Origin of the sequence: Enterobacter oligotrophicus, assembly GCF_009176645.1 — a bacterium.
Classification (GTDB): Bacteria; Pseudomonadota; Gammaproteobacteria; order Enterobacterales; family Enterobacteriaceae; genus Enterobacter; species Enterobacter oligotrophicus.
This window is the reverse complement of the sequence record NZ_AP019007.1, coordinates 3,812,136-3,836,876: the sequence shown is the minus strand read 5'-3', so window position 1 is coordinate 3,836,876 and position 24,741 is coordinate 3,812,136. Positions and strand designations below refer to the sequence as shown.

22 protein-coding genes and 7 tRNA genes are annotated in these 24,741 nt (G+C 54.8%); 27 read left to right on the top strand and 2 right to left on the bottom strand.

The window, feature by feature from the left end; all coding sequences use genetic code 11:
- Positions 1-49: 49 nt before the first annotated feature.
- The 7 genes from EoCCA6_RS18380 (at position 50) to EoCCA6_RS18350 (ending at position 750) form a co-directional block, all read left to right on the top strand.
- A tRNA-Met gene (locus EoCCA6_RS18380) sits at positions 50-126 on the top strand.
- Between the two features lie 8 nt (positions 127-134).
- Positions 135-219 (top strand) — tRNA-Leu (locus tag EoCCA6_RS18375).
- Between the two features lie 23 nt (positions 220-242).
- Positions 243-317, top strand: a tRNA-Gln gene (locus EoCCA6_RS18370).
- 33 nt (positions 318-350) lie between these two features.
- A tRNA-Gln gene (locus tag EoCCA6_RS18365) sits at positions 351-425 on the top strand.
- Between the two features lie 17 nt (positions 426-442).
- A tRNA-Met gene (locus tag EoCCA6_RS18360) sits at positions 443-519 on the top strand.
- A 44-nt stretch (positions 520-563) separates the two neighbouring features.
- Positions 564-638, top strand: a tRNA-Gln gene (locus EoCCA6_RS18355).
- Positions 639-675: 37 nt separating this feature from the next.
- Positions 676-750, top strand: a tRNA-Gln gene (locus tag EoCCA6_RS18350).
- 109 nt (positions 751-859) lie between these two features.
- On the opposite strand, the gene ubiF is transcribed toward EoCCA6_RS18350, so the two are convergent.
- Entirely contained in the window at positions 860-2,035 is a 1,176-nt protein-coding gene (gene ubiF, locus EoCCA6_RS18345; protein WP_152083866.1) for a 3-demethoxyubiquinol 3-hydroxylase, read from the bottom strand.
- Between the two features lie 135 nt (positions 2,036-2,170).
- On the opposite strand from ubiF, the gene miaB reads away from it, so the two are divergent.
- The 10 genes from miaB (at position 2,171) to rihA (ending at position 12,444) form a co-directional block, all read left to right on the top strand.
- Positions 2,171-3,595: a tRNA (N6-isopentenyl adenosine(37)-C2)-methylthiotransferase MiaB gene (gene miaB, locus EoCCA6_RS18340; protein WP_152083865.1), complete on the top strand. Its 1,425-nt coding sequence runs from the start codon at positions 2,171-2,173 to the stop codon at positions 3,593-3,595.
- Between the two features lie 163 nt (positions 3,596-3,758).
- A complete protein-coding gene (locus EoCCA6_RS18335; protein WP_152083864.1) occupies positions 3,759-4,805 on the top strand; it encodes a PhoH family protein in 1,047 nt (348 codons plus the stop codon).
- Entirely contained in the window at positions 4,802-5,269 is a 468-nt protein-coding gene (gene ybeY / locus EoCCA6_RS18330; RefSeq protein ID WP_010428616.1) for an rRNA maturation RNase YbeY, read from the top strand. The genes EoCCA6_RS18335 and ybeY overlap by 4 nt, the downstream gene beginning before the upstream one ends.
- Positions 5,270-5,358: 89 nt before the next feature.
- Positions 5,359-6,237, top strand: coding sequence for a CNNM family magnesium/cobalt transport protein CorC (gene corC, locus EoCCA6_RS18325; RefSeq protein WP_152083863.1), 879 nt, complete (start codon positions 5,359-5,361; stop codon positions 6,235-6,237).
- Between the two features lie 5 nt (positions 6,238-6,242).
- A complete protein-coding gene (gene lnt / locus EoCCA6_RS18320) occupies positions 6,243-7,781 on the top strand; it encodes an apolipoprotein N-acyltransferase (protein WP_152083862.1) in 1,539 nt (512 codons plus the stop codon).
- 401 nt (positions 7,782-8,182) lie between these two features.
- Entirely contained in the window at positions 8,183-9,088 is a 906-nt protein-coding gene (locus tag EoCCA6_RS18310; protein ID WP_152083860.1) for an amino acid ABC transporter substrate-binding protein, read from the top strand.
- Positions 9,089-9,242: 154 nt separating this feature from the next.
- Positions 9,243-9,983 (top strand): amino acid ABC transporter permease, encoded by a 741-nt coding sequence (locus EoCCA6_RS18305; protein ID WP_152083859.1) that lies wholly within the window; start codon positions 9,243-9,245, stop codon positions 9,981-9,983.
- On the top strand, positions 9,983-10,657 hold the full coding sequence (gene gltK, locus EoCCA6_RS18300; RefSeq protein ID WP_152083858.1) for a glutamate/aspartate ABC transporter permease GltK: 675 nt from the start codon (positions 9,983-9,985) through the stop codon (positions 10,655-10,657). The genes EoCCA6_RS18305 and gltK overlap by 1 nt, the downstream gene beginning before the upstream one ends.
- Positions 10,657-11,382, top strand: coding sequence for an amino acid ABC transporter ATP-binding protein (locus EoCCA6_RS18295; protein ID WP_152083857.1), 726 nt, complete (start codon positions 10,657-10,659; stop codon positions 11,380-11,382). Before gltK ends, EoCCA6_RS18295 begins: the two co-directional genes overlap by 1 nt.
- A 120-nt stretch (positions 11,383-11,502) precedes the next feature.
- Complete coding sequence (rihA, locus tag EoCCA6_RS18290) at positions 11,503-12,444, top strand: pyrimidine-specific ribonucleoside hydrolase RihA (protein WP_152083856.1); 942 nt, start codon at positions 11,503-11,505, stop codon at positions 12,442-12,444.
- 79 nt (positions 12,445-12,523) lie between these two features.
- On the opposite strand, the gene EoCCA6_RS18285 is transcribed toward rihA, so the two are convergent.
- Positions 12,524-13,006, bottom strand: coding sequence for a zinc ribbon-containing protein (locus tag EoCCA6_RS18285; protein ID WP_152084483.1), 483 nt, complete (start codon positions 13,004-13,006; stop codon positions 12,524-12,526).
- 214 nt (positions 13,007-13,220) lie between these two features.
- Here EoCCA6_RS18285 and leuS point away from each other — a divergent pair, with 214 nt between their 5' ends.
- The 10 genes from leuS to dacA all read left to right on the top strand — a co-directional run bounded on the left by leuS (position 13,221) and on the right by dacA (position 24,654).
- On the top strand, positions 13,221-15,803 hold the full coding sequence (gene leuS / locus EoCCA6_RS18280) for a leucine--tRNA ligase (RefSeq protein WP_152083855.1): 2,583 nt from the start codon (positions 13,221-13,223) through the stop codon (positions 15,801-15,803).
- Between the two features lie 14 nt (positions 15,804-15,817).
- Entirely contained in the window at positions 15,818-16,387 is a 570-nt protein-coding gene (gene lptE / locus EoCCA6_RS18275; protein ID WP_152083854.1) for an LPS assembly lipoprotein LptE, read from the top strand.
- Positions 16,387-17,418 carry a DNA polymerase III subunit delta gene (gene holA, locus EoCCA6_RS18270; protein ID WP_152083853.1) on the top strand — a complete coding sequence of 344 codons (1,032 nt, stop codon included), beginning with the start codon at positions 16,387-16,389 and terminating at the stop codon, positions 17,416-17,418. Before lptE ends, holA begins: the two co-directional genes overlap by 1 nt.
- Positions 17,411-18,076 (top strand): nicotinate-nucleotide adenylyltransferase, encoded by a 666-nt coding sequence (gene nadD / locus EoCCA6_RS18265; protein WP_152083852.1) that lies wholly within the window; start codon positions 17,411-17,413, stop codon positions 18,074-18,076. The genes holA and nadD overlap by 8 nt, the downstream gene beginning before the upstream one ends.
- 269 nt (positions 18,077-18,345) lie before the next feature.
- Positions 18,346-18,663: a ribosome silencing factor gene (gene rsfS / locus EoCCA6_RS18260; RefSeq protein ID WP_152083851.1), complete on the top strand. Its 318-nt coding sequence runs from the start codon at positions 18,346-18,348 to the stop codon at positions 18,661-18,663.
- Positions 18,664-18,666: 3 nt separating this feature from the next.
- Entirely contained in the window at positions 18,667-19,134 is a 468-nt protein-coding gene (gene rlmH, locus EoCCA6_RS18255) for a 23S rRNA (pseudouridine(1915)-N(3))-methyltransferase RlmH (protein WP_003858701.1), read from the top strand.
- A 28-nt stretch (positions 19,135-19,162) separates the two neighbouring features.
- A complete protein-coding gene (gene mrdA / locus EoCCA6_RS18250) occupies positions 19,163-21,064 on the top strand; it encodes a peptidoglycan DD-transpeptidase MrdA (RefSeq protein ID WP_152083850.1) in 1,902 nt (633 codons plus the stop codon).
- Positions 21,065-21,066: 2 nt separating this feature from the next.
- Positions 21,067-22,179, top strand: a complete 1,113-nt coding sequence (mrdB, locus tag EoCCA6_RS18245; protein WP_042715186.1) for a peptidoglycan glycosyltransferase MrdB — start codon at positions 21,067-21,069, stop codon at positions 22,177-22,179.
- Positions 22,180-22,196: 17 nt separating this feature from the next.
- Positions 22,197-23,303 carry an endolytic peptidoglycan transglycosylase RlpA gene (gene rlpA, locus EoCCA6_RS18240; RefSeq protein ID WP_152083849.1) on the top strand — a complete coding sequence of 369 codons (1,107 nt, stop codon included), beginning with the start codon at positions 22,197-22,199 and terminating at the stop codon, positions 23,301-23,303.
- Positions 23,304-23,442: 139 nt separating this feature from the next.
- On the top strand, positions 23,443-24,654 hold the full coding sequence (dacA, locus tag EoCCA6_RS18235) for a D-alanyl-D-alanine carboxypeptidase DacA (protein ID WP_003858714.1): 1,212 nt from the start codon (positions 23,443-23,445) through the stop codon (positions 24,652-24,654).
- Positions 24,655-24,741 lie beyond the last annotated feature (87 nt).

Here is a 24,741-nt window from a genome sequence, read left to right as displayed (position 1 = left end):
TACGCATAATGCGCCCCGCAACGCCGATAAGGTAACGCGAAAAAAAGATGGCTACGTAGCTCAGTTGGTTAGAGCACATCACTCATAATGATGGGGTCACAGGTTCGAATCCCGTCGTAGCCACCATCTTTTTTGCGGGAGTGGCGAAATTGGTAGACGCACCAGATTTAGGTTCTGGCGCCGCAAGGTGTGCGAGTTCAAGTCTCGCCTCCCGCACCATTCCCAGGTAAGCGTTGCACGGATGGGGTATCGCCAAGCGGTAAGGCACCGGTTTTTGATACCGGCATTCCCTGGTTCGAATCCAGGTACCCCAGCCATATTTCTTCGATTTAGCGGTTCTCCGCGGTTATTGGGGTATCGCCAAGCGGTAAGGCACCGGTTTTTGATACCGGCATTCCCTGGTTCGAATCCAGGTACCCCAGCCATCGAAGATTGCAGTGCTGGCTACGTAGCTCAGTTGGTTAGAGCACATCACTCATAATGATGGGGTCACAGGTTCGAATCCCGTCGTAGCCACCAAATTAGTCATTTACCGATTTTTTCGGTAAGCTAGAAAAAATTGTTGGGGTATCGCCAAGCGGTAAGGCTCTGGTTTCTGATACCAGCATTCCGAGGTTCGAATCCTCGTACCCCAGCCAATTTAAAAAAGTCGTTAAGCAGTTTGTTTAACGCAATTGGGGTGTCGCCAAGCGGTAAGGCTCTGGTTTCTGATACCAGCATTCCGGGGTTCGAATCCCTGCACCCCAGCCACTTAGTAACAAAAAAGCCCGCTCTGCGGGTTTTTTTGTTTTTGTTGTTCAGCATTGTGCGGCCTGATGCCCTCACCCTGACCCTCTCCCACGGGGAGAGGGAAAAAGGATTAAAGTCCTAAGGCGTATTTCAGGGCCTGACGTTTCAGACCACCGGCGCGTTCCGCCGCCATTAAGCCGATATTACGCAGAATGCGCACCGGGGCTAAGTCATTGCTGAACCCGGCATAGAACAGATCCATCCCTGACTGCATGATAAAGTTATCCGCCATACGCCGCGTCTGGTAGCGTTTCAGAACCTGATGGCTGGACCAGGCTTCCGCATGGCCACGCGCATTGCTCAAAACGTCCAGTAACGCATCGACATCTCGATAGCCCAGATTCACCCCCTGCCCGGCCAGCGGATGAATAGTGTGTGCCGCATCGCCCACCAGCGCCAGCCCTTCACGGGCATACTGCAAAGCATGACGTCGTGTGAGTGGGAATGCGCCCGCAGCGACCGGCGTGACAGAACCTAAACGGCTCGGGAAATGCTGCAGAATTTCGCGCTGCAACTGTTCCATAGAGAGCCCCTGCAACTGGCGAATGCGCACCGGTTTGTCGTACCACACCAGCGATGCCCAGTTATCGAACAGCGGTAAAAAGGCGTGTGGGCCGTTTGGCGTAAAGTGCTGCCAGGTGCTTTCGCCCGGTGCATTCTCGCACTGGACGGTGATCAGCATACAGGACTGCTGATATTGCCAGGCATGTACACTAATTCCCGCCATCTGCCGGACCTGCGAGTTCGCACCATCTGCCCCCACTACCAGTTTCACGGCCAGCCCATCGCCACTATCCAGCGTCAGAAGATAGCCACTTTCGTGGCGATGCAGCGCTTTCAGGGAAGCAGGTACACGCAGCGTAACGTTCGGATGCGCCTCCAGCGCCTGCCACAGGGCGAGTTGCAGAACATTGTTTTCCACCATATACCCCAGGCGCGGCAGCTTCAGTTCAGCGGCATCAAACGCGACATGGGCATTTTCCCACTCCCAGGTTTCAAGACGACTGTAAGGATGGGCGCGCATCGCCTGTACCGCTTCCCAAACGCCCAGCCCGCGCAGCAGATCGACGGACGCCGCGCTGATTGCGGAAATGCGCACGTCCGGTTTACTGGCGGGATCGAATGCCGGCGGTGCCGACTGCTCAATTACCGTTACCGCAAATCCCTGCTGCGCCAGCCCCAGCGCCAGCGCGCCGCCGACCATACCGCCGCCGACAACGGCAACTTCGGTGTGTTGGAGTGTCATGGTCATTTTTCCTTATTGGAGAATCCCTTAAGTTTACCGGATTTTTGCGCTCTTGAGAGTCATAACCTTCATACTGGTCACAACCCCACCAAAGCATTACAATACGCGGCTTGCAATCCTGAGCTGAGCAAGTCGATGACTAAAAAACTCCATATAAAAACCTGGGGCTGTCAGATGAACGAATACGATTCATCCAAGATGGCCGATCTGCTGGATACCACCCACGGATACCAGCTGACTGAAAATGCGAAAGAAGCCGATGTGCTGCTGCTGAACACCTGTTCAATTCGTGAAAAAGCGCAGGAAAAAGTCTTTCACGTATTAGGCCGCTGGAAACTTCTTAAGCGAAAAAATCCGGACCTGATCATCGGTGTGGGCGGCTGCGTCGCGTCGCAGGAAGGTAAGCTGATCCGCCAGAGAGCCCCGTATGTGGATATTGTCTTTGGCCCTCAGACCCTGCACCGCCTGCCTGAGATGATAAATAAGGTTCGCGGCGATCGTAGCCCGGTCGTGGATGTGAGCTTCCCGGAGATCGAAAAATTTGACCGTCTGCCAGAGCCGCGCGCTGATGGCCCGACCGCTTTCGTCTCCATCATGGAAGGCTGCAACAAATACTGTACTTACTGCGTGGTGCCTTACACCCGTGGTGAAGAAGTCAGCCGTCCAGCAGACGATATTCTGTTTGAAATCGCGCAATTGGCCGCGCAGGGCGTACGCGAAGTGAACCTGCTGGGTCAGAACGTTAACGCCTGGCGCGGTGAGAACTACGATGGCACCACCGGCAGCTTTGCCGAACTGCTGCGCCTGGTGGCCGCGATTGACGGCATCGACCGTATTCGCTTTACCACCAGCCATCCAATGGAATTTACCGACGACATCATTGACGTTTATCGCGATACGCCAGAGCTGGTGAGCTTCCTGCACCTGCCGGTTCAGTGTGGCTCTGACCGGGTGCTGAACCTGATGGGCCGTCCACATACGGTGCTGGAGTATAAGTCCACCATCCGTAAGCTGCGTGAAGCGCGTCCCGATATCCAGATCAGCTCCGACTTTATCGTCGGCTTCCCTGGCGAAACCGCTGATGACTTCGAGCGCACCATGAAGCTCATTGGCGAAATAAACTTCGATGTCAGCTACAGCTTCATCTTCTCAGCGCGTCCTGGAACACCTGCGGCCGATATGGTTGACGATGTGCCGGAAGAAGAGAAAAAGCAGCGTCTGTATATTCTGCAGGAGCGTATCAACCAGCAGGCCAACGCCTGGAGCCGCCGTATGCTCGGCACCGTCCAGCGTATTCTGGTGGAAGGCACTTCCCGCAAGAGCATTATGGAACTGTCCGGTCGTACCGAAAACAACCGCGTGGTGAACTTTGAAGGCACCCCGGATCTGATCGGTAAATTTGTGGACGTCGAAATTGTCGAAGTCCTGACCAATTCACTGCGCGCGAAGCTGGTACGGACCGAAGCCGAAATGGGCCTGCGTATTGCAGAATCACCCGAATCGGTGATCTCTCGCACCCGCAAAGTAGACGATTCTGGCGTGGGGATTTACCAGCCATAGTCCTTATGGCCTGCCCTTCCGGCAGGCCTTGTATTTCCTCTCATTGCCCCCAATATCATCCGCAACGCTTGCGCCTTTATTCTGTGGCGTGAATAATTTCGGTAATGACCGTTTTATTACGCCAGGTGCCACCGGGTAAGTTAACTACTCAAAGAGGAACAGTTTGAACATAGATACGCGTGAAATTAGCCTAACGCCCGCAGACAACGCTCGCCTGCTGAGCCTGTGCGGGCCGTTTGATGACAACATCAAACAACTTGAGCGACGTCTGGGTATCGAAATCAATCGTCGCGATAACCATTTCAAACTCACCGGACGCAGCATCTGCGTCAATGCCGCTGCAGATATTCTTCGCAGTCTGTATGTTGATACCGCCCCGATGCGTGGCGAAACGCAGGATATCGAACCGGAACAGATCCACCTCGCCATTAAAGAGGCGCGCGTGCTTGAGCAGAGCGCGGAAAGCGTGCCGGACTACGGCAAAGCGATCAACATCAAGACCAAACGCGGCGTGATTAAACCACGCACGCCGAACCAGGCGCAGTACATTGCCAACATCCTCGACCATGACATCACCTTCGGCGTGGGTCCGGCGGGTACGGGGAAAACCTATCTGGCGGTTGCCGCTGCGGTTGATGCGCTGGAGCGCCAGGAAATCCGTCGAATTCTGCTGACTCGCCCTGCCGTCGAAGCGGGTGAAAAACTCGGCTTCCTGCCGGGTGATTTAAGTCAGAAAGTGGACCCGTATCTGCGCCCGCTTTATGACGCCCTGTTCGAGATGTTAGGCTTTGAGAAAGTAGAGAAGCTCATTGAGCGTAACGTGATTGAAGTCGCCCCGCTCGCCTACATGCGCGGCCGCACGCTCAACGATGCGTTCATCATTCTTGATGAGAGCCAGAACACCACCATCGAACAGATGAAGATGTTCCTGACGCGTATCGGCTTTAACTCGAAAGCGGTCATCACCGGCGACATCACCCAGATTGACCTGCCGCGCAGCACCAAATCTGGCCTGCGCCACGCGATTGAAGTGCTGTCCGAAGTCGATGAAATCAGCTTTAACTTCTTCCACAGCGAAGACGTCGTCCGCCATCCGGTGGTCGCGCGCATCGTTAACGCCTATGAAGCCTGGGAAGAGGCGGAACAAAAACGTAAGGCCGAACTGGCCGCAGAACGTAAGCGCGATGCGCAGGAGCAAGAACAGAAATGAGTCAGGTGATCCTCGATTTACAGCTGGCCTGTGAAGATAATTCCGGCATGCCAGATGAGGCACAGTTTCAGAAATGGCTGGATGCGGTTATCCCCCAGTTTCAGGAAGAATCAGAAGTGACGATTCGCCTGGTGGATGAAGCGGAAAGCCACGAGCTTAACCTGACCTACCGCGGGAAAGATAAGCCGACCAATGTGCTCTCTTTCCCGTTCGAAGCGCCTCCGGGGATTGAAATGCCGCTGCTGGGCGACCTGATCATCTGCCGTCAGGTGGTTGAGCAGGAAGCCAAAGAGCAGCAAAAGCCGCTCGACGCGCACTGGGCGCATATGGTGGTACACGGTAGCCTGCACCTGCTGGGCTACGATCACATTGAAGATGATGAAGCGGAAGAGATGGAGTCCCTTGAGACAGAGATAATGCTTGCTCTGGGCTATGAGGACCCGTACATTGCCGAGAAAGAATAGTCAGTCAACCGGCTGGCTAACATGCCGCCGCGTAAGGACATAGCGCGGCGGTAAACGTTGAACTAACAAGAGAACCCTTAACAAACGCCATGAGCGACGACAATTCACACAGTAGCGACACGACAACCAGTAAAAAGGGATTTTTCTCCCTCATTCTGAACCAGCTTTTCCACGGCGAACCGAAAAACCGTGATGAACTGCTGGAGCTGATTCGTGATTCCGGGCAAAACGACCTTATCGACGAAGATACGCGCGAAATGCTCGAAGGGGTTATGGACATCGCCGACCAGCGCGTCCGCGATATCATGATCCCCCGCTCGCAGATGATCACCCTGAAACGTAACCAGACCCTGGACGAGTGCCTCGATGTGATCATCGAATCCGCCCACTCGCGTTTCCCGGTCATTAGCGAAGACAAAGATCACATCGAAGGGATTTTGATGGCTAAAGATCTGCTGCCGTTTATGCGCAGCGATGCCGAAGCCTTCAGCATGGAAAAAGTGTTACGCCAGGCCGTGGTTGTGCCGGAAAGTAAACGTGTGGATCGGATGCTGAAAGAGTTTCGCTCTCAGCGCTACCACATGGCGATTGTTATTGATGAATTCGGTGGCGTGTCCGGTCTGGTCACCATCGAGGATATCCTTGAGCTGATCGTGGGCGAAATCGAAGACGAGTATGACGAAGAAGAGGATATCGACTTCCGTCAGCTCAGCCGCCACACCTGGACCGTACGCGCGCTGGCCTCGATTGAGGATTTCAACGACACCTTCGGCACCCACTTCAGCGATGAAGAGGTGGATACCATTGGCGGACTGGTGATGCAGGCCTTTGGTCATCTTCCGGCTCGTGGCGAGACCGTTGACATCGACGGTTACCAGTTTAAGGTCGCCATGGCCGACAGCCGACGTATTATACAGGTTCACGTCAGAATGCCGGACGACTCACCGGTGCCAAAACTGGAAGATTAATGTAAATGGCATTTGCCCCACTCTTTGAACGCCAGCGCGTCCGTTTGCTGCTGGCGTTGTTACTCGGAGCCAGCGGTACGCTGGCTTTTTCTCCTTACGATATCTGGCCCGCCGCCATCTTCTCTCTGATGGGGCTACAGGGGTTAACCCTGAATCGCCGTCCGGTTCAGGCAGCCGCCATTGGCTACTTCTGGGGGCTGGGGCTGTTTGGTTCCGGCATCAACTGGGTCTACGTCAGTATCGCGCAGTTTGGCGGTATGCCGGGTCCGGTGAACGTCTTCCTGGTGGTGCTGCTCGCCGCCTATCTCTCGCTCTATACCGGCCTGTTCGCCGGTATCCTGTCTCGCCTGTGGCCGAAAACCACCTGGCTGCGCGTCGCCATTGCGGCACCGGTCGTCTGGCAAATCACAGAATTCCTGCGTGGCTGGGTACTGACCGGCTTCCCGTGGCTGCAGTTCGGCTACAGCCAGATTGACGGCCCGCTGAAAGGGCTGGCACCCGTGATGGGCGTTGAGGCGATTAACTTCCTGCTGATGATGGTCAGCGGCCTGCTGGTGCTGGCGCTGGTCACGCGCAACTGGAAACCGCTGGTTACGGCGCTGGTGCTATTTGCCCTGCCCTTCCCGCTGCGTTATATCCAGTGGTTCACCCTGGAGCCAGAGCGCGCAACCCAGGTTTCTATGGTGCAGGGTAATATTCCCCAGTCGTTGAAGTGGGATGAAAATCAGCTGATTAACACGCTGAAAATCTATGCCAATGCCACCGAAGCCGTGATGGGCAAATCGCAGTTAATTATCTGGCCGGAGTCGGCGATCCCTGACCTGGAAATCAACCAGCAGCCGTTCCTGAAGATGATGGACGATCTGCTTCGCGCGCGCGGCAGCACGCTGATCACCGGGATCGTTGATGCACGCCTGAACCAGCAGAACCGCTATGACACGTACAACACGATCATTACGCTCGGCAAAGACAGTAGGTACAGCTATAACTCCACTAATCGCTATAACAAAAACCATCTGGTTCCGTTTGGCGAGTTTGTTCCACTGGAGTCGATTTTGCGCCCGCTGGCACCGTTCTTTGATCTGCCGATGTCCTCCTTCAGCCGCGGTCCGTATGTTCAGCCGCAGCTGCACGCGCACGGCTTTGCCCTGACGGCAGCCATCTGCTACGAAATTATCCTCGGCGAGCAGGTGCGCGATAACTTCCGCCCGGATACCGATTACCTGCTGACTATCTCTAATGATGCCTGGTTTGGTAAGTCGATTGGCCCGTGGCAGCACTTCCAGATGGCGCGTATGCGTTCTCTGGAGCTGGCGCGTCCGCTGCTGCGCAGCACCAACAACGGTATCACCGCCGTGATTGGGCCGCAGGGGGAAATTCAGGCGATGATCCCGCAGTTCACCCGCGAGGTGCTGACCACCAGCGTTACGCCAACCACCGGTCTGACACCGTACGCCCGTACCGGCAACTGGCCGCTGTGGATTTTGACCACGCTGTTCGGCTTTGGCGCGGTGTTAATGAGTCTGCGTCAGCGTCGTAAATAGCCTTACCTTCTGTTGCCGGGTGGCGGCTGCGCCTTACCCGGCCTACATTTCCATTCCCGTAGGTCGGGTAAGGCGCAGCCGCCACCCGACAATTCCCCCTAATACTCAATCTGGCACGCCTATTGCTTTGTTTATTCACGCAAACGCAGTTTGGCTTAACGTGCAACCTTGTCGCACCAGCGTAGATCATCGGTAGCACCGAAACGGTGCAACGAGAGATTTTTGCCTCTGAATGGTGCGGCGCGCTTCGCAAAAATAAACAATAACGCAGCAAAATCTTTACATTAAGCCAGACTAAATGTTAACAAGCATGCATAACACTGCACTCGCATAGCGCGAGATATAACAACATCACAATGGGTATCAATGCGTCACTGGCGCTGATAAGAAAGGAGTTGGGTATGCAATTACGTAAACTGGCCACAGCAATGCTGGTTATGGGAATGTCCGCGGGCGCGGTACACGCTGCAGACGCTCCGGCAGCAGGAAGCACTCTCGACAAGATTGCCAAAAATGGCGTGATCGTGGTCGGCCACCGTGAATCTTCTGTCCCGTTCTCTTACTACGACAACACGCAAAAAGTCGTGGGCTATTCACAGGATTACTCCAACGCCATCGTTGAAGCTGTGAAGAAAAAGCTGAACAAACCTGACCTGCAGGTGAAGCTGATCCCTATCACTTCACAAAACCGTATTCCTCTGCTGCAAAACGGCACCTTCGATTTTGAGTGTGGCTCCACCACCAACAACCTTGAGCGCCAGAAGCAGGCCGCCTTCTCCGACACCATTTTCGTGGTAGGTACGCGTCTGCTGACGAAAAAAGGCGGTGAGATCAAAGATTTTGCTGACCTGAAAGGTAAAGCCGTTGTTGTCACCTCCGGTACGACCTCAGAAGTGCTCCTGCACAAACTGAATGACGAGAAGAAAATGGACATGCGCATCATCAGCGCGAAAGACCACGGCGACTCCTTCCGTACCCTGGAAAGCGGTCGCGCCGTCGCGTTTATGATGGACGATGCCCTGCTGGCGGGTGAACGTGCGAAAGCGAAGAAACCAGACAACTGGGAAATCGTCGGCACTCCGCAATCAAAAGAAGCGTACGGCTGTATGCTGCGTAAAGGCGACGCCGACTTCAAAAAGCTGATCGATGACACCATCGCTCAGGTTCAGACATCCGGCGAAGCGGAAAAATGGTTCGATAAGTGGTTCAAAAACCCAATTCCACCAAAAAACCTCAATATGAACTTCGAACTGTCTGACGACATGAAAGCGCTGTTCAAATCACCTAATGACAAAGCTCTTAACTAATTAGAACAACAGGGGCGGGATCTCCTGCCCTCTCGATTGTCGGGAAGCATGGACAGACTATACGTTGAGTGGTCGTTCCCCACTCAGCGCGAAAATGAGCTTCTCACCAATCTTCGAGGGTAGCGCTGCTACCCTTTTTTTTCCGGAGTTTATTATGTCAATCGACTGGAACTGGGGCATTTTTCTGCAACAAGCCCCGTTCGGCAACACCACCTATCTTGGCTGGCTGTGGAGCGGCTTTCAGGTCACCGTTGCGTTATCGATAACGGCGTGGATCATCGCGTTTCTTGTCGGTTCGCTGTTCGGTATTCTGCGCACCGTTCCTAACCGTTTACTCTCTTCTGTTGGCACGCTGTATGTGGAACTGTTCCGTAACGTTCCGCTGATCGTGCAATTCTTTACGTGGTATCTGGTTGTGCCGGAACTGCTGCCGGAAAATCTTGGCATGTGGTTTAAGGCAGAACTGGACCCTAACGTGCAGTTCTTTGTCTCCTCCATGCTCTGTCTGGGGCTGTTTACCGCTGCGCGCGTTTGCGAGCAGGTGCGTGCCGCCATTCAGTCACTGCCGCGCGGGCAAAAAAATGCCGGTCTGGCGATGGGGCTCACGCTGCCACAAACCTACCGCTACGTGCTGCTGCCAAACGCTTATCGCGTTATCGTGCCGCCCATGACCTCAGAGATGATGAACCTGGTGAAAAACTCGGCCATCGCCTCCACTATCGGTCTGGTGGATATGGCGGCTCAGGCCGGTAAATTGCTGGATTATTCCGCCCATGCGTGGGAATCCTTCACGGCGATCACGCTCGCGTATGTTCTGATAAACGCATTCATCATGCTGGTGATGAACCTGGTTGAACGCAAAGTTCGCCTGCCGGGCAATCTGGGGGGCAAATAATGTACGAGTTTGACTGGAGTTCTATCGTTCCTTCCATGCCGTATCTGCTGGATGGCCTGGTGATCACCTTAAAGATCACCGTTATCGCCATCATCGTGGGTATCGTCTGGGGCACCCTGCTGGCGGTGATGCGCCTGTCGAGCTTTAAACCGCTCGCCTGGTTTGCCACCGCTTACGTTAACGTCTTCCGTTCCATTCCGCTGGTGATGGTGCTGCTGTGGTTTTACCTGATTGTTCCAGGCTTCTTACAGAATGTACTGGGCCTGTCACCCAAAACTGATATCCGTCTGATCTCCGCGATGGTGGCATTCTCGATGTTCGAGGCCGCTTACTACTCAGAGATTATCCGCGCGGGCATCCAGAGTATCTCCCGTGGGCAGTCCAGCGCTGCGCTGGCGCTGGGGATGACGCACTGGCAGTCAATGCAGCTCATTATTCTGCCGCAGGCGTTTCGCGCCATGGTACCGCTCCTGCTGACTCAGGGCATCGTGCTGTTCCAGGATACCTCGCTGGTCTACGTGTTGAGCCTGGCAGACTTCTTCCGTACCGCATCCACCATCGGTGAACGTGATGGTACGCAGGTCGAGATGATCCTCTTCGCGGGTGGGGTCTATTTCGTGATTAGTTTAAGCGCGTCGCTGTTGGTCAGCTGGCTGAAGAAAAGGACTGTGTAATGATTTCCCTGAAAAATGTTTCTAAATGGTATGGGCACTTTCAGGTGCTGACCGACTGCTCTACCGAAGTGAAAAAAGGCGATGTGGTGGTAGTGTGTGGGCCGTCCGGCTCCGGTAAATCCACGCTGATCAAAACCGTCAACGGCCTGGAGCCGGTGCAGCAGGGTGAAATTCTCGTCAACGGCACCAAAGTTAACGACAAGAAAACCAACCTTGCGCAGCTTCGTTCCCACGTCGGAATGGTATTCCAGCATTTTGAGCTGTTCCCGCACCTCTCCATTATCGAAAACCTGACGCTGGCGCAGGTGAAAGTGCTTAAGCGCGATAAAAAAGCGGCGCGCGAGAAAGGGTTGAAATTGCTGGAGCGTGTGGGGCTTTCGGCTCATGCGGATAAGTTCCCGGCACAGCTCTCAGGCGGCCAGCAGCAGCGTGTGGCGATCGCCCGTGCGCTGTGCATGGACCCGGTGGCGATGCTGTTTGATGAGCCCACTTCTGCACTCGATCCAGAGATGATCAACGAAGTGCTGGACGTGATGGTCGAGCTGGCACATGAAGGGATGACCATGATGGTGGTGACCCACGAGATGGGCTTCGCCCGTAAAGTGGCCAACCGCGTGATCTTCATGGACGAAGGGAAAATCGTTGAAGACTCGCCGAAAGAAGAGTTTTTCGCTAACCCGAAATCGGAACGCGCAAAAGACTTCCTCGCCAAAATCCTGCACTAATCTTCCCGGTGCGCAATCTGCGGATTGCGCACTGCTTCACGCTTTAACGTTCTTCTTCTCGTCGGCGTCACATTACAGCGTTAACCTTGTCACAAAATAACGCTACGTATGGAGAACGCTATGGCACAACCTATCATTATCGATTGCGATCCAGGTCATGATGACGCGATCGCTCTCGTCCTTGCACTTGCCTCCCCTGAGCTTGAAGTGAAAGCGGTCACGTCATCCGCCGGAAACCAGACGCCTGACAAAACCCTGCGTAACGTACTGCGTATGCTGACGCTGCTCAAACGCACGGATATTCCCGTCGCAGGCGGTGCCGTGAAGCCGCTGATGCGTGAGCTGATCATTGCCGACAACGTGCATGGTGAAAGTGGGCTGGACGGCCCGGCCCTGCCGGAGCCGGATTTCGCGCCGCAAAATTGTACTGCCGTGGAGTTGATGGCGAAGGTTCTGCGCGAAAGCCACGAGCCTGTCACGCTGGTGGCTACCGGCCCGCAAACCAACGTCGCATTGCTGCTTAACAGCCATCCTGAACTGCACAGCAAAATTGCCCGTATTGTCATCATGGGCGGCGCAATGGGGTTAGGTAACTGGACGCCCGCAGCGGAGTTCAACATCTTTGTCGACCCGGAAGCCGCAGAGATTGTCTTCCAGTCGGGTCTGCCGGTTGTGATGGCGGGGCTGGATGTTACGCACCGCGCGCAGATTATGGCAGATGACATTGAACGTTTTCGTGCTGTGGGTAACCCGCTTGCGACGACGGTGGCAGAGCTGCTCGATTTCTTTATGGAGTATCACAAAGCGGAGAAATGGGGCTTCCACGGCGCACCGCTGCATGACCCTTGCACCATCGCCTGGCTGCTGAAACCGGAGATGTTCACCACGGTTGAACGCTGGGTCGGCGTGGAAACGCAGGGAAAATACACCCAGGGCATGACGGTAGTGGACTATTACTCGCTGACGGGAAATGCGCCGAATACCACGCTGATGGTGGATATCGATCGGCAGGCATTTGTGGATTTGCTGGCGGAGCGGCTGGCTTATTATTCTGCGGCCTGATGCCCTCACCCCGGCCCTCTCCCACAGGGAGAGGGAGCAAACACTAAAAACGGCAACGTGGTTGCCGTTTTGCTTTTACCTATGGCTCAAACGGGCGTCGCTGGAACTGGTCGTGCCCGCACTTCGGACACAGCGACAACACCTCCGGCGTATAAACGGCTATATGGTGGTGGCACTTCTCACACACCAGGTTCCCCAACCCCACTACTTCGCCGCTGTGATAGACACCGTGATGGTTCAAATCCTGAAATACCTCGCGCCACTCCAGCTGCGTTTTATCGGTGATATCCGCCAGCTCCTGCCACAGGCTCTCTTTGATCACTCGCATAAACACGCTGTCGACGACCTCGTCCTGGCTCTCTTCATAGCTACGCGCAAACTCTTCCAGGTCGCGGCGTACGGCGCGCGTCACCTCTTCGATTTCCGTTCGTGTTAACTCACCCGTTTGCGTCACCCGCGCACGAGCCTGTTCAACCAGTGCGTCGATATCACGCTCGCCGTTACGCAGTCGTTCCGTCAGTGTTGCTACCAGTTCGCGGTAAAATTGAGCAACCTTGTTCATCATTTTGCCTCCTGGGTAAGTAACTATTTCTAATAATAGACCTTATTTCATCGCCGCTTTGCCAGATGAAGCACAGACCCGGTAAATTCCAGCAAAGCGCATTTGTGCGAAAGGCTGTTTTGGCACGGGCGTTTGGGCTATGCTATGCGGATCTGAATTACCACATCCATTGGCTACATTTGTAGCTGTATTGAAAACAGGACCACTGGCTGCCATGCAAGAGCAATACCGCCCGGAAGAGATAGAATCAAAAGTCCAGCAACACTGGGACGAGAAGCGTACCTTTGAAGTAACCGAAGACGAGAGCAAAGAGAAGTATTACTGCCTGTCGATGCTTCCCTATCCTTCTGGTCGACTACACATGGGCCACGTGCGTAACTACACCATCGGTGACGTGATTGCGCGCTACCAGCGTATGCTGGGTAAAAATGTTCTGCAGCCAATCGGCTGGGATGCGTTCGGTCTGCCTGCGGAAGGCGCAGCGGTCAAAAACAATACCGCCCCGGCACCGTGGACGTACGACAACATCGCGTACATGAAAAACCAGCTGAAAATGCTGGGCTTCGGCTATGACTGGAGCCGTGAGCTGGCGACCTGCACCCCGGAATACTACCGCTGGGAACAGAAATTCTTCACCGAGCTGTATAAAAAAGGGCTGGTGTACAAGAAAACCTCTGCCGTTAACTGGTGCCCGAATGACCAGACCGTTCTCGCGAACGAACAGGTTATCGACGGCTGCTGCTGGCGCTGTGACACCAAAGTTGAGCGTAAAGAGATCCCACAGTGGTTTATCAAAATCACCGCTTACGCTGACGAGCTGCTGAACGATCTGGATAATCTGGATCACTGGCCTGACACCGTTAAGACCATGCAGCGTAACTGGATCGGCCGTTCTGAAGGCGTGGAAATCACCTTCAACGTTGAGAACTACGATCAGACCCTGACCGTTTACACCACCCGTCCGGACACTTTCATGGGCGCGACCTACCTGGCCGTTGCCGCAGGTCACCCACTGGCGCAGAAAGCGGCGGAAAACAATCCGGAACTGGCCACCTTCATCGACGAATGCCGCAACACCAAAGTGGCCGAAGCCGACATGGCAACGATGGAGAAAAAAGGCGTTGCGACAGGCTTCTATGCTAAGCACCCTCTGACGGGCGAAGCCATCCCTGTCTGGGCAGCGAACTTTGTGCTGATGGAGTACGGCACGGGCGCAGTGATGGCGGTTCCGGGCCACGATCAGCGCGACTACGAATTTGCCACCAAATACGGCCTGCCGATTAAAGCCGTTATTCTGGCCGCCGATGGATCTGAACCAGACCTGTCCGAACAAGCGCTGACCGAAAAAGGCACCCTGTTCAACTCCGGCGAATTCAGCGGACTGAGCTTCGAAGAGGGCTTCAACGCCATCGCCGATAAACTGGCGTCCCAGGGCGTGGGCGAGCGTAAAGTGAACTACCGTCTGCGCGACTGGGGTGTGTCCCGTCAGCGTTACTGGGGTGCGCCAATTCCAATGGTGACCCTGGAAGATGGCACCGTAATGCCAACGCCGGAAGATCAACTGCCGGTGATCCTGCCGGAAGACGTGGTCATGGACGGCATCACCAGCCCGATCAAAGCCGATCCTGAATGGGCGAAAACCACCGTCAACGGCCAGCCTGCGCTGCGTGAAACGGACACCTTTGACACCTTTATGGAATCTTCCTGGTATTACGCGCGCTACACCTGCCCGCAGTATCAGGAAGGGATGCTGGACTCCAAAGCCGCAAACTACTGGCTGCCAGTGGATATCTACATCGGCGGTATCGAACATGCCATCATGCACCTGCTCTACTTCCGCTTCTTCCATAAGCTGATGCGTGATGCGGGCCTGGTGAACTCTGATGAACCAGCTAAGCAGCTGCTGTGTCAGGGTATGGTTCTCGCAGACGCATTCTACTACGTTGGCGCGAACGGCGAGCGTAACTGGGTTTCTCCGGTTGATGCGATCGTTGAGCGCGACGAGAAAGGCCGTATCGTGAAAGCGAAAGACGCCGAAGGTCATGAGCTCGTTTACACCGGCATGAGCAAGATGTCCAAGTCCAAAAACAACGGCATCGACCCGCAGGTGATGGTTGAGCGTTATGGCGCGGATACCGTGCGTCTGTTCATGATGTTTGCCTCTCCGGCGGACATGACCCTGGAGTGGCAGGAATCCGGCGTTGAAGGCGCTAACCGCTTCCTGAAGCGTGTCTGGAAACTGGTTTACGAGCACACCTCTCAGGGTGATGCGCCAGCACTGAACGTTGCCGCACTGAGCGAAGATCAGCAGGCGCTGCGTCGTGATGTTCATAAAACCATCGCGAAAGTGACCGATGATATTGGTCGTCGTCAGACCTTCAATACCGCAATTGCGGCTATTATGGAACTGATGAACAAGCTGGCGAAAGCCCCGCAGGATGGCGAGCAGGATCGTGCCTTAATGCGTGAAGCGCTGCTGGCCGTGGTTCGTATGCTGAACCCGTTCACGCCACATGTCAGCTTCACCCTGTGGCAGGAGCTGAAAGGCGAAGGTGATATCGACAACGCACCGTGGCCTGTGGCTGACGAATCCGCCATGGTGGAAAACACCACCCTGGTCGTGGTGCAGGTTAACGGCAAAGTGCGCGGTAAAATCACCGTGGCTGTCGATGCAACCGAAGAGCAGGTTCGCGAGCGCGCAGGTCAGGAACATCTGGTTGCGAAATATCTTGAGGGCGTTACCGTACGTAAAGTGATCTACGTACCGGGTAAACTGCTGAATCTGGTCGTTGGCTAAGCGCGGGAGGAAACGTGCGACAACTGGCAACAATACTCTTATCTCTGGCGGTGCTTGTCACCGCTGGTTGTGGCTGGCATCTGCGCAATACCACGGCAGTGCCTGCTCAGATGAAAACGATGATCTTCGACTCATCCGATCCGAATGGACCGCTCAGCCGGGCAATTCGTAACCAGCTGCGCCTGAATGGCGTTGAGCTTATCGAGAAAGGAACGCTGCGCCAGGATGTACCGTCTCTTCGCGTTCGGGGTATGAGCCTGAGCAAAGATACGGCGTCTATCTTCCAGGATGGCCGTACCGCTGAGTACCAGATGGTGATGTCGGTCAGCGCTTCAGTGCTGATTCCGGGCAAAGACATTTACCCGATCAGTACCAAAGTCTACCGTTCGTTCTTCGATAACCCGCAAACTGCACTGGCAAAAGATGCCGAGCAGCAAATTATCATTAACGAAATGTATGACAAGGCGGCGGAACAGCTGATCCGTAAACTGCCAGGCATTGCCGCGTCGACGAAACAAGGCTCTGACATCACCGAACAACCGGATGCCAGTACGTCCCCTGTTTCTACCTCAATGGGTAACTGATGATCAGGTTGTATCCTGAACAACTCCGCGCGCAGCTCAATGAAGGGCTGCGCGCGGCGTATCTGCTACTCGGAAACGACCCACTGTTACTTCAGGAAAGTCTTGATGCCGTTCGCCAGGCCGCGGCGACTCAGGGCTTTGATGAGCATCACACGTTTCAGATCGATAACAACACCGACTGGAATGCCCTCTTTTCGCTTTGTCAGGCGATGAGTTTGTTTGCATCACGCCAGACCATTCAACTCCTGCTGCCGGAAAATGGCCCCAACGCCGCTATCAATGAACAACTCGCCACGCTGGTCAGCTTGTTACACAGCGATCTTCTGTTAATTGTTCGCGGCAATAAACTCACCAAAGCACAGGAAAATGCGGCCTGGTTTACCCGGCTTGCGGCCAACGCGGTGCTGGTCACCTGCCAGACGCCAGAACAGGCGCATCTGCCCAAATGGGTGGCGGCGCGAGCTAAACAGCATAATCTCCAGTTGGATGATGCCGCGAACCAGCTGCTTTGCTACTGCTATGAAGGCAACCTGCTGGCACTGGCCCAGGCGCTGGACCGTCTTTCTCTGCTGTGGCCGGACGGCAAGCTGACGCTACCGCGCGTGGAGCAGGCGGTTAACGATGCCGCTCACTTCACGCCATTCCACTGGGTGGATGCACTGTTGTCAGCGAAGAGTAAACGCGCCCTGCATATTTTGCAGCAGCTGCGGCTTGAAGGCAGTGAACCCGTCATTCTGCTGCGCACGCTTCAGCGCGAACTGCTGCTGCTGATTAATCTCAAGCGCCAGTCCGCCCATACCCCGCTGCGCGCGCTGTTTGATAAACATCGCGTATGGCAAAACCGCCGGGCAATGACCACCGAGGCGATAAACCGCCTGAGCCATGAACAACTGCGCCAGGCAATACAGCTTCTGTTGCGTGCCGAACTGACGCTGAAACAGGACTATGGTCAGTCGATCTGGGCTGAGCTGGAAAGTCTTTCCCTGCTGCTGTGCCACAAGGCGCTGGCAGACGTTTTTATCGATGGATAATATGCACTCTTTACAGGCACTGTATGGCGGTACGTTCGATCCGGTACATTATGGGCACCTGAAGCCGGTTGAAATCCTGGCGAATCTGATTGGCCTGCAGCGCGTGATCATCATGCCGAATAACGTCCCGCCGCACCGCCCTCAACCAGAGGCCACCAGTGAACAGCGTAAAGAGATGCTGTCCCTGGCCATTGCGGATAAGCCCCTTTTTACTCTTGATGAACGCGAGCTGCGCCGCGATACCCCTTCCTGGACTTCGCAGACACTGCAGGAGTGGCGCGCCGAACAAGGCCCGAAGAAACCGCTGGCGTTTATTATCGGCCAGGATTCTCTGCTTAACTTCCCCACCTGGCATCAGTACGAAACCATTCTGGATAACAGCCATTTGCTGGTTTGCCGCCGTCCGGGCTACCCGTTGACCATGCGCGAAGAACAGCACCAGCAGTGGCTCGACACACACCTCACCGACAATATAGAAGATCTGCATACTCTGCCCGCCGGGAAAATCTATCTTGCCGAAACACCATGGTTTGATATTTCAGCGACCATTATTCGTGACCGCCTGCAACAGGGTTTAACCTGTGACGATCTGCTGCCAGCATCGGTGCTGGAATATATCCGCCAGCATGGGTTGTATCAGAAAAGTGCAGAGGCATAGCACTGACGCAGGAAATCGCGCCTTATTGATTATCCTGCCTTGACAGGTTAAGCCATACTGATATCCTCCGCTGCCAGACTTTCCCGCCGATCATTGCTTTACAGAAATTGTTTTACAAAAATGGCGATGCAATCTCAGGCGGAGGGTGGGATGATACCCGCCTTCAAAAGCCCGGCCGGTGACATTTGTCCCGACACAGGCGTCAGTTCAGGTATACTGTCTGGCTACAAACTCACAGAAGCACTATTTCATTCACCCAGGGGGAAAACTTGCAGGGTAAAGCACTCCAGGATTTTGTTATCGACAAAATTGATGACCTGAAAGGTCAGGACATCCTCGCTATCGACGTTAAGGGTAAATCCAGCATCACCGACTGCATGATTATCTGCACCGGTACATCTACTCGCCATGTGGTTTCGATTGCCGATCATGTTGTTCAGGAATCACGTGCGGCAGGGCTGTTACCGCTTGGTGTTGAAGGTGAAGCGACCGCTGACTGGGTGGTTGTCGACCTCGGCGATGTGATTGTCCACGTCATGCAGGAAGAGAGCCGTCGCCTGTATGAGCTGGAAAAACTCTGGGGTTAATGCGTGAAGTTGCAGCTGGTCGCCGTCGGCACCAAAATGCCGGACTGGGTACAAACCGGTTTTACTGAGTATCTGCGTCGCTTTCCAAAAGATATGCCGTTCGAACTGGTGGAGATCCCAGCAGGAAAGCGCGGCAAGAACGCCGATATCAAACGTATTCTCGATAAAGAGGGTGAGCTGATGCTGGCTGCCGCAGGCAAAAACCGCATCGTTACCCTCGATATTCCAGGCAAGCCCTGGGATACGCCGCAGCTGGCGCACGAACTGGAGCGCTGGAAGCAGGATGGCCGTGACGTCAGTCTGTTGATTGGCGGGCCTGAAGGGTTATCTCCCGCCTGTAAAGCGGCAGCAGAACAAAGTTGGTCCCTCTCCGCGCTGACGTTGCCCCACCCGCTCGTTCGGGTTCTGGTGGCAGAGAGTCTGTATCGCGCGTGGAGCATTACTACCAACCACCCCTATCACCGCGAGTAATGACTGACCAGGGTAGATTAAGCAGCGGATGAAACTACAGAATTCTTTTCGCGACTATACGGCTGAGTCCGCGCTGTTTGTGCGCCGGGCACTGGTCGCCTTTACGGGGATTTTGCTGCTTACCGGCGTGCTGATCGCCAACCTTTATAATCTGCAAATCGTCCGCTATACCGATTACCAGACGCGTTCCAACGAAAACCGTATCAAGCTGGTGCCTATCGCCCCCAGCCGCGGCATTATTTATGACCGTAACGGCACGCCGCTGGCGTTAAACCGCACCATCTATCAAATCGAGATGATGCCGGAGAAGGTGGATAATGTTCAGGATACGCTGGAAGCGCTAAAAAACGTTGTCGATCTCAACGATGACGACATCGCCGCCTTTAAAAAGGAGCGTGCCCGTTCGCACCGCTTCACCTCTATTCCGGTTAAAACAAACCTGACGGAAGTGCAGGTCGCTCGTTTTGCCGTTAATCAGTACCGCTTCCCCGGTGTAGAAGTGAAAGGCTACAAGCGCCGTTACTACCCGTATGGCTCTGCACTCACCCACGTCATTGGCTACGTTTCCAAAATTAACGATAAAGACGTCGACCGCCTCGATAAAGACGGTAAGCTGGCTAACTACGCCGCAACGCACGATATCGGTAAGCTGGGCATTGAGCGCTATTACGAAGATGTCCTGCACGGCCAGACCGGCTATGAAGAGGTTGAAGTGAACAACCGTGGCCGCGTGATCCGCCAGTTGAAAGAGGTGCCACCGCAGGCAGGGCATGACGTCTATTTGACGCTTGACCTTAAGCTGCAACAGTATATCGAAACCCTGCTGGCCGGTAGCCGCGCCGCGGTTATCGTTACCGACCCGCGCACTGGCGGTATTCTGGCAATGGTCTCCATGCCAAGCTACGACCCTAACCTCTTCGTGGACGGCATCTCCAGCAAAGATTATTCCGGCCTGCTCAAGGACCCAAATACCCCGCTGGTGAACCGCGCCACGCAGGGTGTCTACCCACCTGCATCAACGGTAAAACCATACGTCGCCGTCTCCGCGCTGAGCGCAGGCGTGATCAATCGCAATACCAGCCTGTTTGACCCTGGCTGGTGGCAACTGCCTGGCTCAGAGAAGCGTTACCGCGACTGGAAAAAATGGGGCCACGGCCATCTGAATGTCACTAAATCGCTGGAGGAGTCTGCGGACACCTTCTTCTATCAGGTGGCCTACGACATGGGCATTGACCGTCTGTCGGAGTGGATGAGTAAATTCGGCTACGGACATTACACCGGCGTTGATCTCGCAGAAGAACGTTCAGGCAACATGCCTACCCGTGAATGGAAGCTGAAGCGCTTTAAAAAGCCGTGGTATCAGGGCGATACCATTCCGGTAGGAATTGGTCAGGGTTACTGGACGGCAACGCCGCTGCAAATGAACAAAGCGATGATGATCCTCATCAACGATGGCGTCGTGAAAGTTCCGCATCTGCTGCAAAGCACGGTTGAAGACGGTAAAAAAGTGCCGTGGGTTCAGCCGCATGAACCGCCGGTGGGTGACATTCATTCCGGTTTCTGGGAAATCGCAAAAGACGGCATGTACGGCGTGGCAAACCGCCCGAACGGTACAGCACACAAATACTTTGCCGGTGCACCGTATAAAGTCGCGGCCAAATCGGGGACGGCACAGGTCTTCGGCCTGAAAGCGAATGAAACCTATAACGCGCATAAAATTGCTGAGCGTCTGCGTGACCACAAACTCATGACGGCGTTCGCCCCTTATGATAACCCGCAGGTTGCGGTGGCGATGATTCTGGAAAACGGCGGTGCTGGCCCGGCTGTGGGTACGATCATGCGCCAGATCCTCGACCACATTATGCTGGGTGATAACAACACCGAACTGCCAACTGAAAACCCGGCAGCCGCTGCGGCGGAGGACCAATAATCATGACCGATAATCCAAATAAAAAATCGCTGTGGGACAAAATCCACATCGACCCAGCCATGCTGCTGATTCTGCTGGCGCTGCTGGTCTACAGCGCTCTGGTCATCTGGAGCGCCAGCGGCCAGGACATTGGCATGATGGAGCGCAAAATCGGCCAGATCGCGATGGGTCTGGTCATTATGGTGGTCATGGCGCAGATCCCGCCGCGCGTCTACGAAGGCTGGGCCCCCTACCTGTATATATTCTGTATTATCCTGCTGGTTGCGGTTGATGCGTTTGGTGCCATTTCCAAAGGCGCACAGCGCTGGCTGGATCTGGGGATTGTCCGCTTCCAGCCCTCCGAAATTGCTAAAATAGCGGTTCCACTGATGGTAGCGCGCTTTATCAACCGCGATGTCTGCCCACCTTCGCTGAAAAATACCGCCATTGCGCTGGTGCTGATTTTTCTGCCAACGCTGCTGGTCGCGGCGCAGCCTGACCTCGGCACCTCGATCCTGATCGCACTTTCTGGCCTGTTCGTACTGTTCCTGTCTGGCCTGAGCTGGCGTCTGATTGGTATTGCAGTCGTGCTGGTTGCGGCTTTTATCCCCATTCTTTGGTTCTTCCTGATGCATGATTACCAGCGCCAGCGCGTAATGATGCTGCTCGACCCGGAAACCGATCCGCTGGGCGCGGGCTATCATATTATTCAGTCGAAGATTGCCATTGGCTCCGGCGGCCTGCGCGGTAAAGGCTGGCTGCACGGTACGCAGTCACAGCTCGAATTCTTACCTGAACGCCACACCGACTTTATCTTTGCGGTCCTGGCGGAAGAGTTAGGACTGGTTGGTATTTTAATCCTGCTGGCGCTCTACGTGCTGCTGATCATGCGTGGGCTGTGGATTGCCGCGCGGGCTCAAACCACCTTTGGCCGCGTGATGGCGGGCGGGTTGATGCTGATTTTATTCGTTTATGTCTTCGTAAATATTGGTATGGTGAGTGGTATCCTGCCGGTTGTGGGTGTACCGCTGCCGCTGGTCAGTTACGGGGGCTCGGCACTGATCGTGTTGATGGCCGGGTTTGGTATCGTGATGTCGATCCATACCCACAGGAAAATGTTGTCAAAAAGCGTATAAAAACAAGGGGGATCGCAATGCGTAAGCAGTGGCTGGGGATCTGCATCGCTGCAAGTTTACTTGCAGCCTGTACAAGTGATGATGGTCAGCAACAGGCAACCGTCGCGCCGCCGCAGCCTGCGGTCTGCAATGGCCCGATTGTTGAAATCAGTGGTGCCGATCCCATTTATGAACCGCTGAATGCCAGCGCGAACCAGGATTATCAGCGCGACGGCAAAAGCTACAAGATTGTCCAGGACCCTTCCCGGTTCAGTCAGGCAGGCTTTGCCGCCATTTACGATGCTGAGCCAGGGAGTAACCTCACTGCGTCCGGCGAAACGTTCGATCCGATGCAAATCACGGCAGCACACCCAACGCTGCCGATCCCTAGCTACGCGCGTGTTACAAACCTGGCGAACGGCCGTATGATCGTGGTACGCATTAACGATCGCGGTCCCTACGGAAATGACCGGGTGATTTCACTGTCACGCGCTGCTGCTGACCGCCTGAACACGTCAAATAACACCAAAGTTCGTATTGACCCGATTATCGTGGCGCAGGATGGCACGCTCTCCGGTCCGGGTACAGCCTGTACGACCGTGGCGAAACAAACCTACGCCCTGCCCGCACGTCCGGATTTAAGCGGTGGCATGGGTGGAGCCTCCTCTCCGGCAGAGCCTGTTCAACCGCAGGGCGAAGTGCGGGCTATCAGCAATGACACGTTGCATAGCGATGACAGCACGGGTGCGCCGGTGAAAAGCAGCGGCTTCCTCGGTGCCCCAACGACCTTAGCCTCAGGCGTGCTGGAAAGCAGTGAGCCTGCGCCAGCCCCCGTGGCCGCACCTGTAACACAGCCCGCGCCCGTAACGGCTCCAGCCACCACGCAAAGTGCGGCGGTGTCAGCCCCGGCAGCAACCAGCGGTGGCTTTGTGGTACAGGTAGGAGCCGTAAGCGATCAGGCTCGTGCGCAGCAGTATCAGCAGCGTTTGAGCCAGCAGTTCGGCGTGCCTGGACGCGTTGAGCAAAATGGTGCAGTCTGGCGTATTCAGATGGGGCCGTTTGCCAGCAAATCTCAGGCGGCGTCCCTGCAGCAGCGTCTGCAAAGCGAAGCACAACTGCAGTCGTTCATAACCGTTGCAAAGTAATTAATCGGCGGTATCCGAAATGTCAATTTGTGTAAAACACATTCACAAACTCATGCTTAAAGTCGGATGCCTGCCTGTATAGCTTTTGCTATAGTAAGGCACTTTTTTTAATTCCATCACGGATGTCGTAGTTCTGACCATGAAGACCACTTTTTCTGCTCGTTTTGTGCAGCGCATGGCGCTGACCACGGCCCTTTGCGCAGCGGCTTTTTCTGCAGCTCACGCGGATGACCTGAACATCAAGACCATGATCCCTGGCGTTCCGCAGATCGACGCGGAATCCTACATCCTGATCGACTACAACTCTGGCAAGGTTCTGGCAGAACAGAATGCCGATGCCCGTCGCGATCCGGCCAGCCTGACCAAAATGATGACCAGCTACGTTATCGGCCAGGCCATGAAGGCAGGTAAATTCAAAGAGACCGATCTGGTGACCATCGGCAACGATGCGTGGGCAACCGGTAACCCGGTGTTTAAAGGTTCATCCCTGATGTTCCTGAAGCCTGGCATGCAGGTTCCTGTTTCCCAGCTGATTCGCGGTATCAACCTGCAATCCGGTAACGATGCCTGCGTGGCGATGGCCGATTTCGCGGCTGGCAGCCAGGATGCCTTCGTGGGCCTGATGAACAGCTATGTATCTGCGCTGGGTCTGAAAAACAGCCACTTCCAGACCGTCCACGGCCTGGATGCGGAAGGTCAATACAGCTCCGCACGTGACATGGCACTGATTGGCCAGGCGCTGATCCGTGACGTGCCGAACGAATACTCTATTTATAAAGAGAAAGAGTTCACCTTCAACGGCATTCGTCAGACCAACCGTAACGGCCTGCTGTGGGATAACAGCCTGAACGTAGACGGCATCAAGACCGGACACACTGACAAAGCCGGTTATAACCTGGTGGCTTCCGCGACAGAAGGCCAGATGCGTCTGATCTCTGCGGTAATGGGCGGTCGCACCTTTAAAGGCCGTGAAACAGAAAGTAAAAAACTGCTGACCTGGGGCTTCCGTTTCTTCGAAACCGTGAACCCGCTGAAAGCAGGTAAAGAGTTTGCCTCTGAGCCAGTCTGGTTTGGTGACAACGACCGTGCTTCGCTGGGCGTGGATAAAGATCTGTATCTGACCATTCCTCGTGGCCGCATGAAAGATCTGAAAGCGAGCTATGTGCTGAATACCACTGAACTGCATGCACCGCTGCAGAAAAATCAGGTTGTCGGCACCATTAACTTCCAGCTCGATGGTAAAACGATCGATCAGCGTCCACTCGTGGTGCTGGAAGAAATTCCGGAAGGCAATTTCTTCGGCAAAATCATTGATTACATTAAATTGATGTTCCATCACTGGTTTGGCTAAAAATTGAACACTTGAAAGTGTGATTTTGATCCCCATATACTACGTATCAGTAAAACTCCCGCCCTGTGGCGGGAGTTATTATTTTTT

What these genes read in the sequence shown, in the direction of transcription:
- ubiF (WP_152083866.1), bottom strand. Translation starts at nt 2,035, where the DNA reads ATGACACTCCAACACACCGAAGTTGCCGTTGTCGGCGGCGGTATGGTC.
- miaB (WP_152083865.1), top strand. Translation starts at nt 2,171, where the DNA reads ATGACTAAAAAACTCCATATAAAAACCTGGGGCTGTCAGATGAACGAA.
- ybeY (WP_010428616.1), top strand. Translation starts at nt 4,802, where the DNA reads ATGAGTCAGGTGATCCTCGATTTACAGCTGGCCTGTGAAGATAATTCC.
- corC (WP_152083863.1), top strand. Translation starts at nt 5,359, where the DNA reads ATGAGCGACGACAATTCACACAGTAGCGACACGACAACCAGTAAAAAG.
- lnt (WP_152083862.1), top strand. Translation starts at nt 6,243, where the DNA reads ATGGCATTTGCCCCACTCTTTGAACGCCAGCGCGTCCGTTTGCTGCTG.
- EoCCA6_RS18310 (WP_152083860.1), top strand. Translation starts at nt 8,183, where the DNA reads ATGCAATTACGTAAACTGGCCACAGCAATGCTGGTTATGGGAATGTCC.
- EoCCA6_RS18305 (WP_152083859.1), top strand. Translation starts at nt 9,243, where the DNA reads ATGTCAATCGACTGGAACTGGGGCATTTTTCTGCAACAAGCCCCGTTC.
- gltK (WP_152083858.1), top strand. Translation starts at nt 9,983, where the DNA reads ATGTACGAGTTTGACTGGAGTTCTATCGTTCCTTCCATGCCGTATCTG.
- EoCCA6_RS18295 (WP_152083857.1), top strand. Translation starts at nt 10,657, where the DNA reads ATGATTTCCCTGAAAAATGTTTCTAAATGGTATGGGCACTTTCAGGTG.
- rihA (WP_152083856.1), top strand. Translation starts at nt 11,503, where the DNA reads ATGGCACAACCTATCATTATCGATTGCGATCCAGGTCATGATGACGCG.
- EoCCA6_RS18285 (WP_152084483.1), bottom strand. Translation starts at nt 13,006, where the DNA reads ATGAACAAGGTTGCTCAATTTTACCGCGAACTGGTAGCAACACTGACG.
- leuS (WP_152083855.1), top strand. Translation starts at nt 13,221, where the DNA reads ATGCAAGAGCAATACCGCCCGGAAGAGATAGAATCAAAAGTCCAGCAA.
- holA (WP_152083853.1), top strand. Translation starts at nt 16,387, where the DNA reads ATGATCAGGTTGTATCCTGAACAACTCCGCGCGCAGCTCAATGAAGGG.
- nadD (WP_152083852.1), top strand. Translation starts at nt 17,411, where the DNA reads ATGGATAATATGCACTCTTTACAGGCACTGTATGGCGGTACGTTCGAT.
- mrdA (WP_152083850.1), top strand. Translation starts at nt 19,163, where the DNA reads ATGAAACTACAGAATTCTTTTCGCGACTATACGGCTGAGTCCGCGCTG.
- mrdB (WP_042715186.1), top strand. Translation starts at nt 21,067, where the DNA reads ATGACCGATAATCCAAATAAAAAATCGCTGTGGGACAAAATCCACATC.
- rlpA (WP_152083849.1), top strand. Translation starts at nt 22,197, where the DNA reads ATGCGTAAGCAGTGGCTGGGGATCTGCATCGCTGCAAGTTTACTTGCA.
- dacA (WP_003858714.1), top strand. Translation starts at nt 23,443, where the DNA reads ATGAAGACCACTTTTTCTGCTCGTTTTGTGCAGCGCATGGCGCTGACC.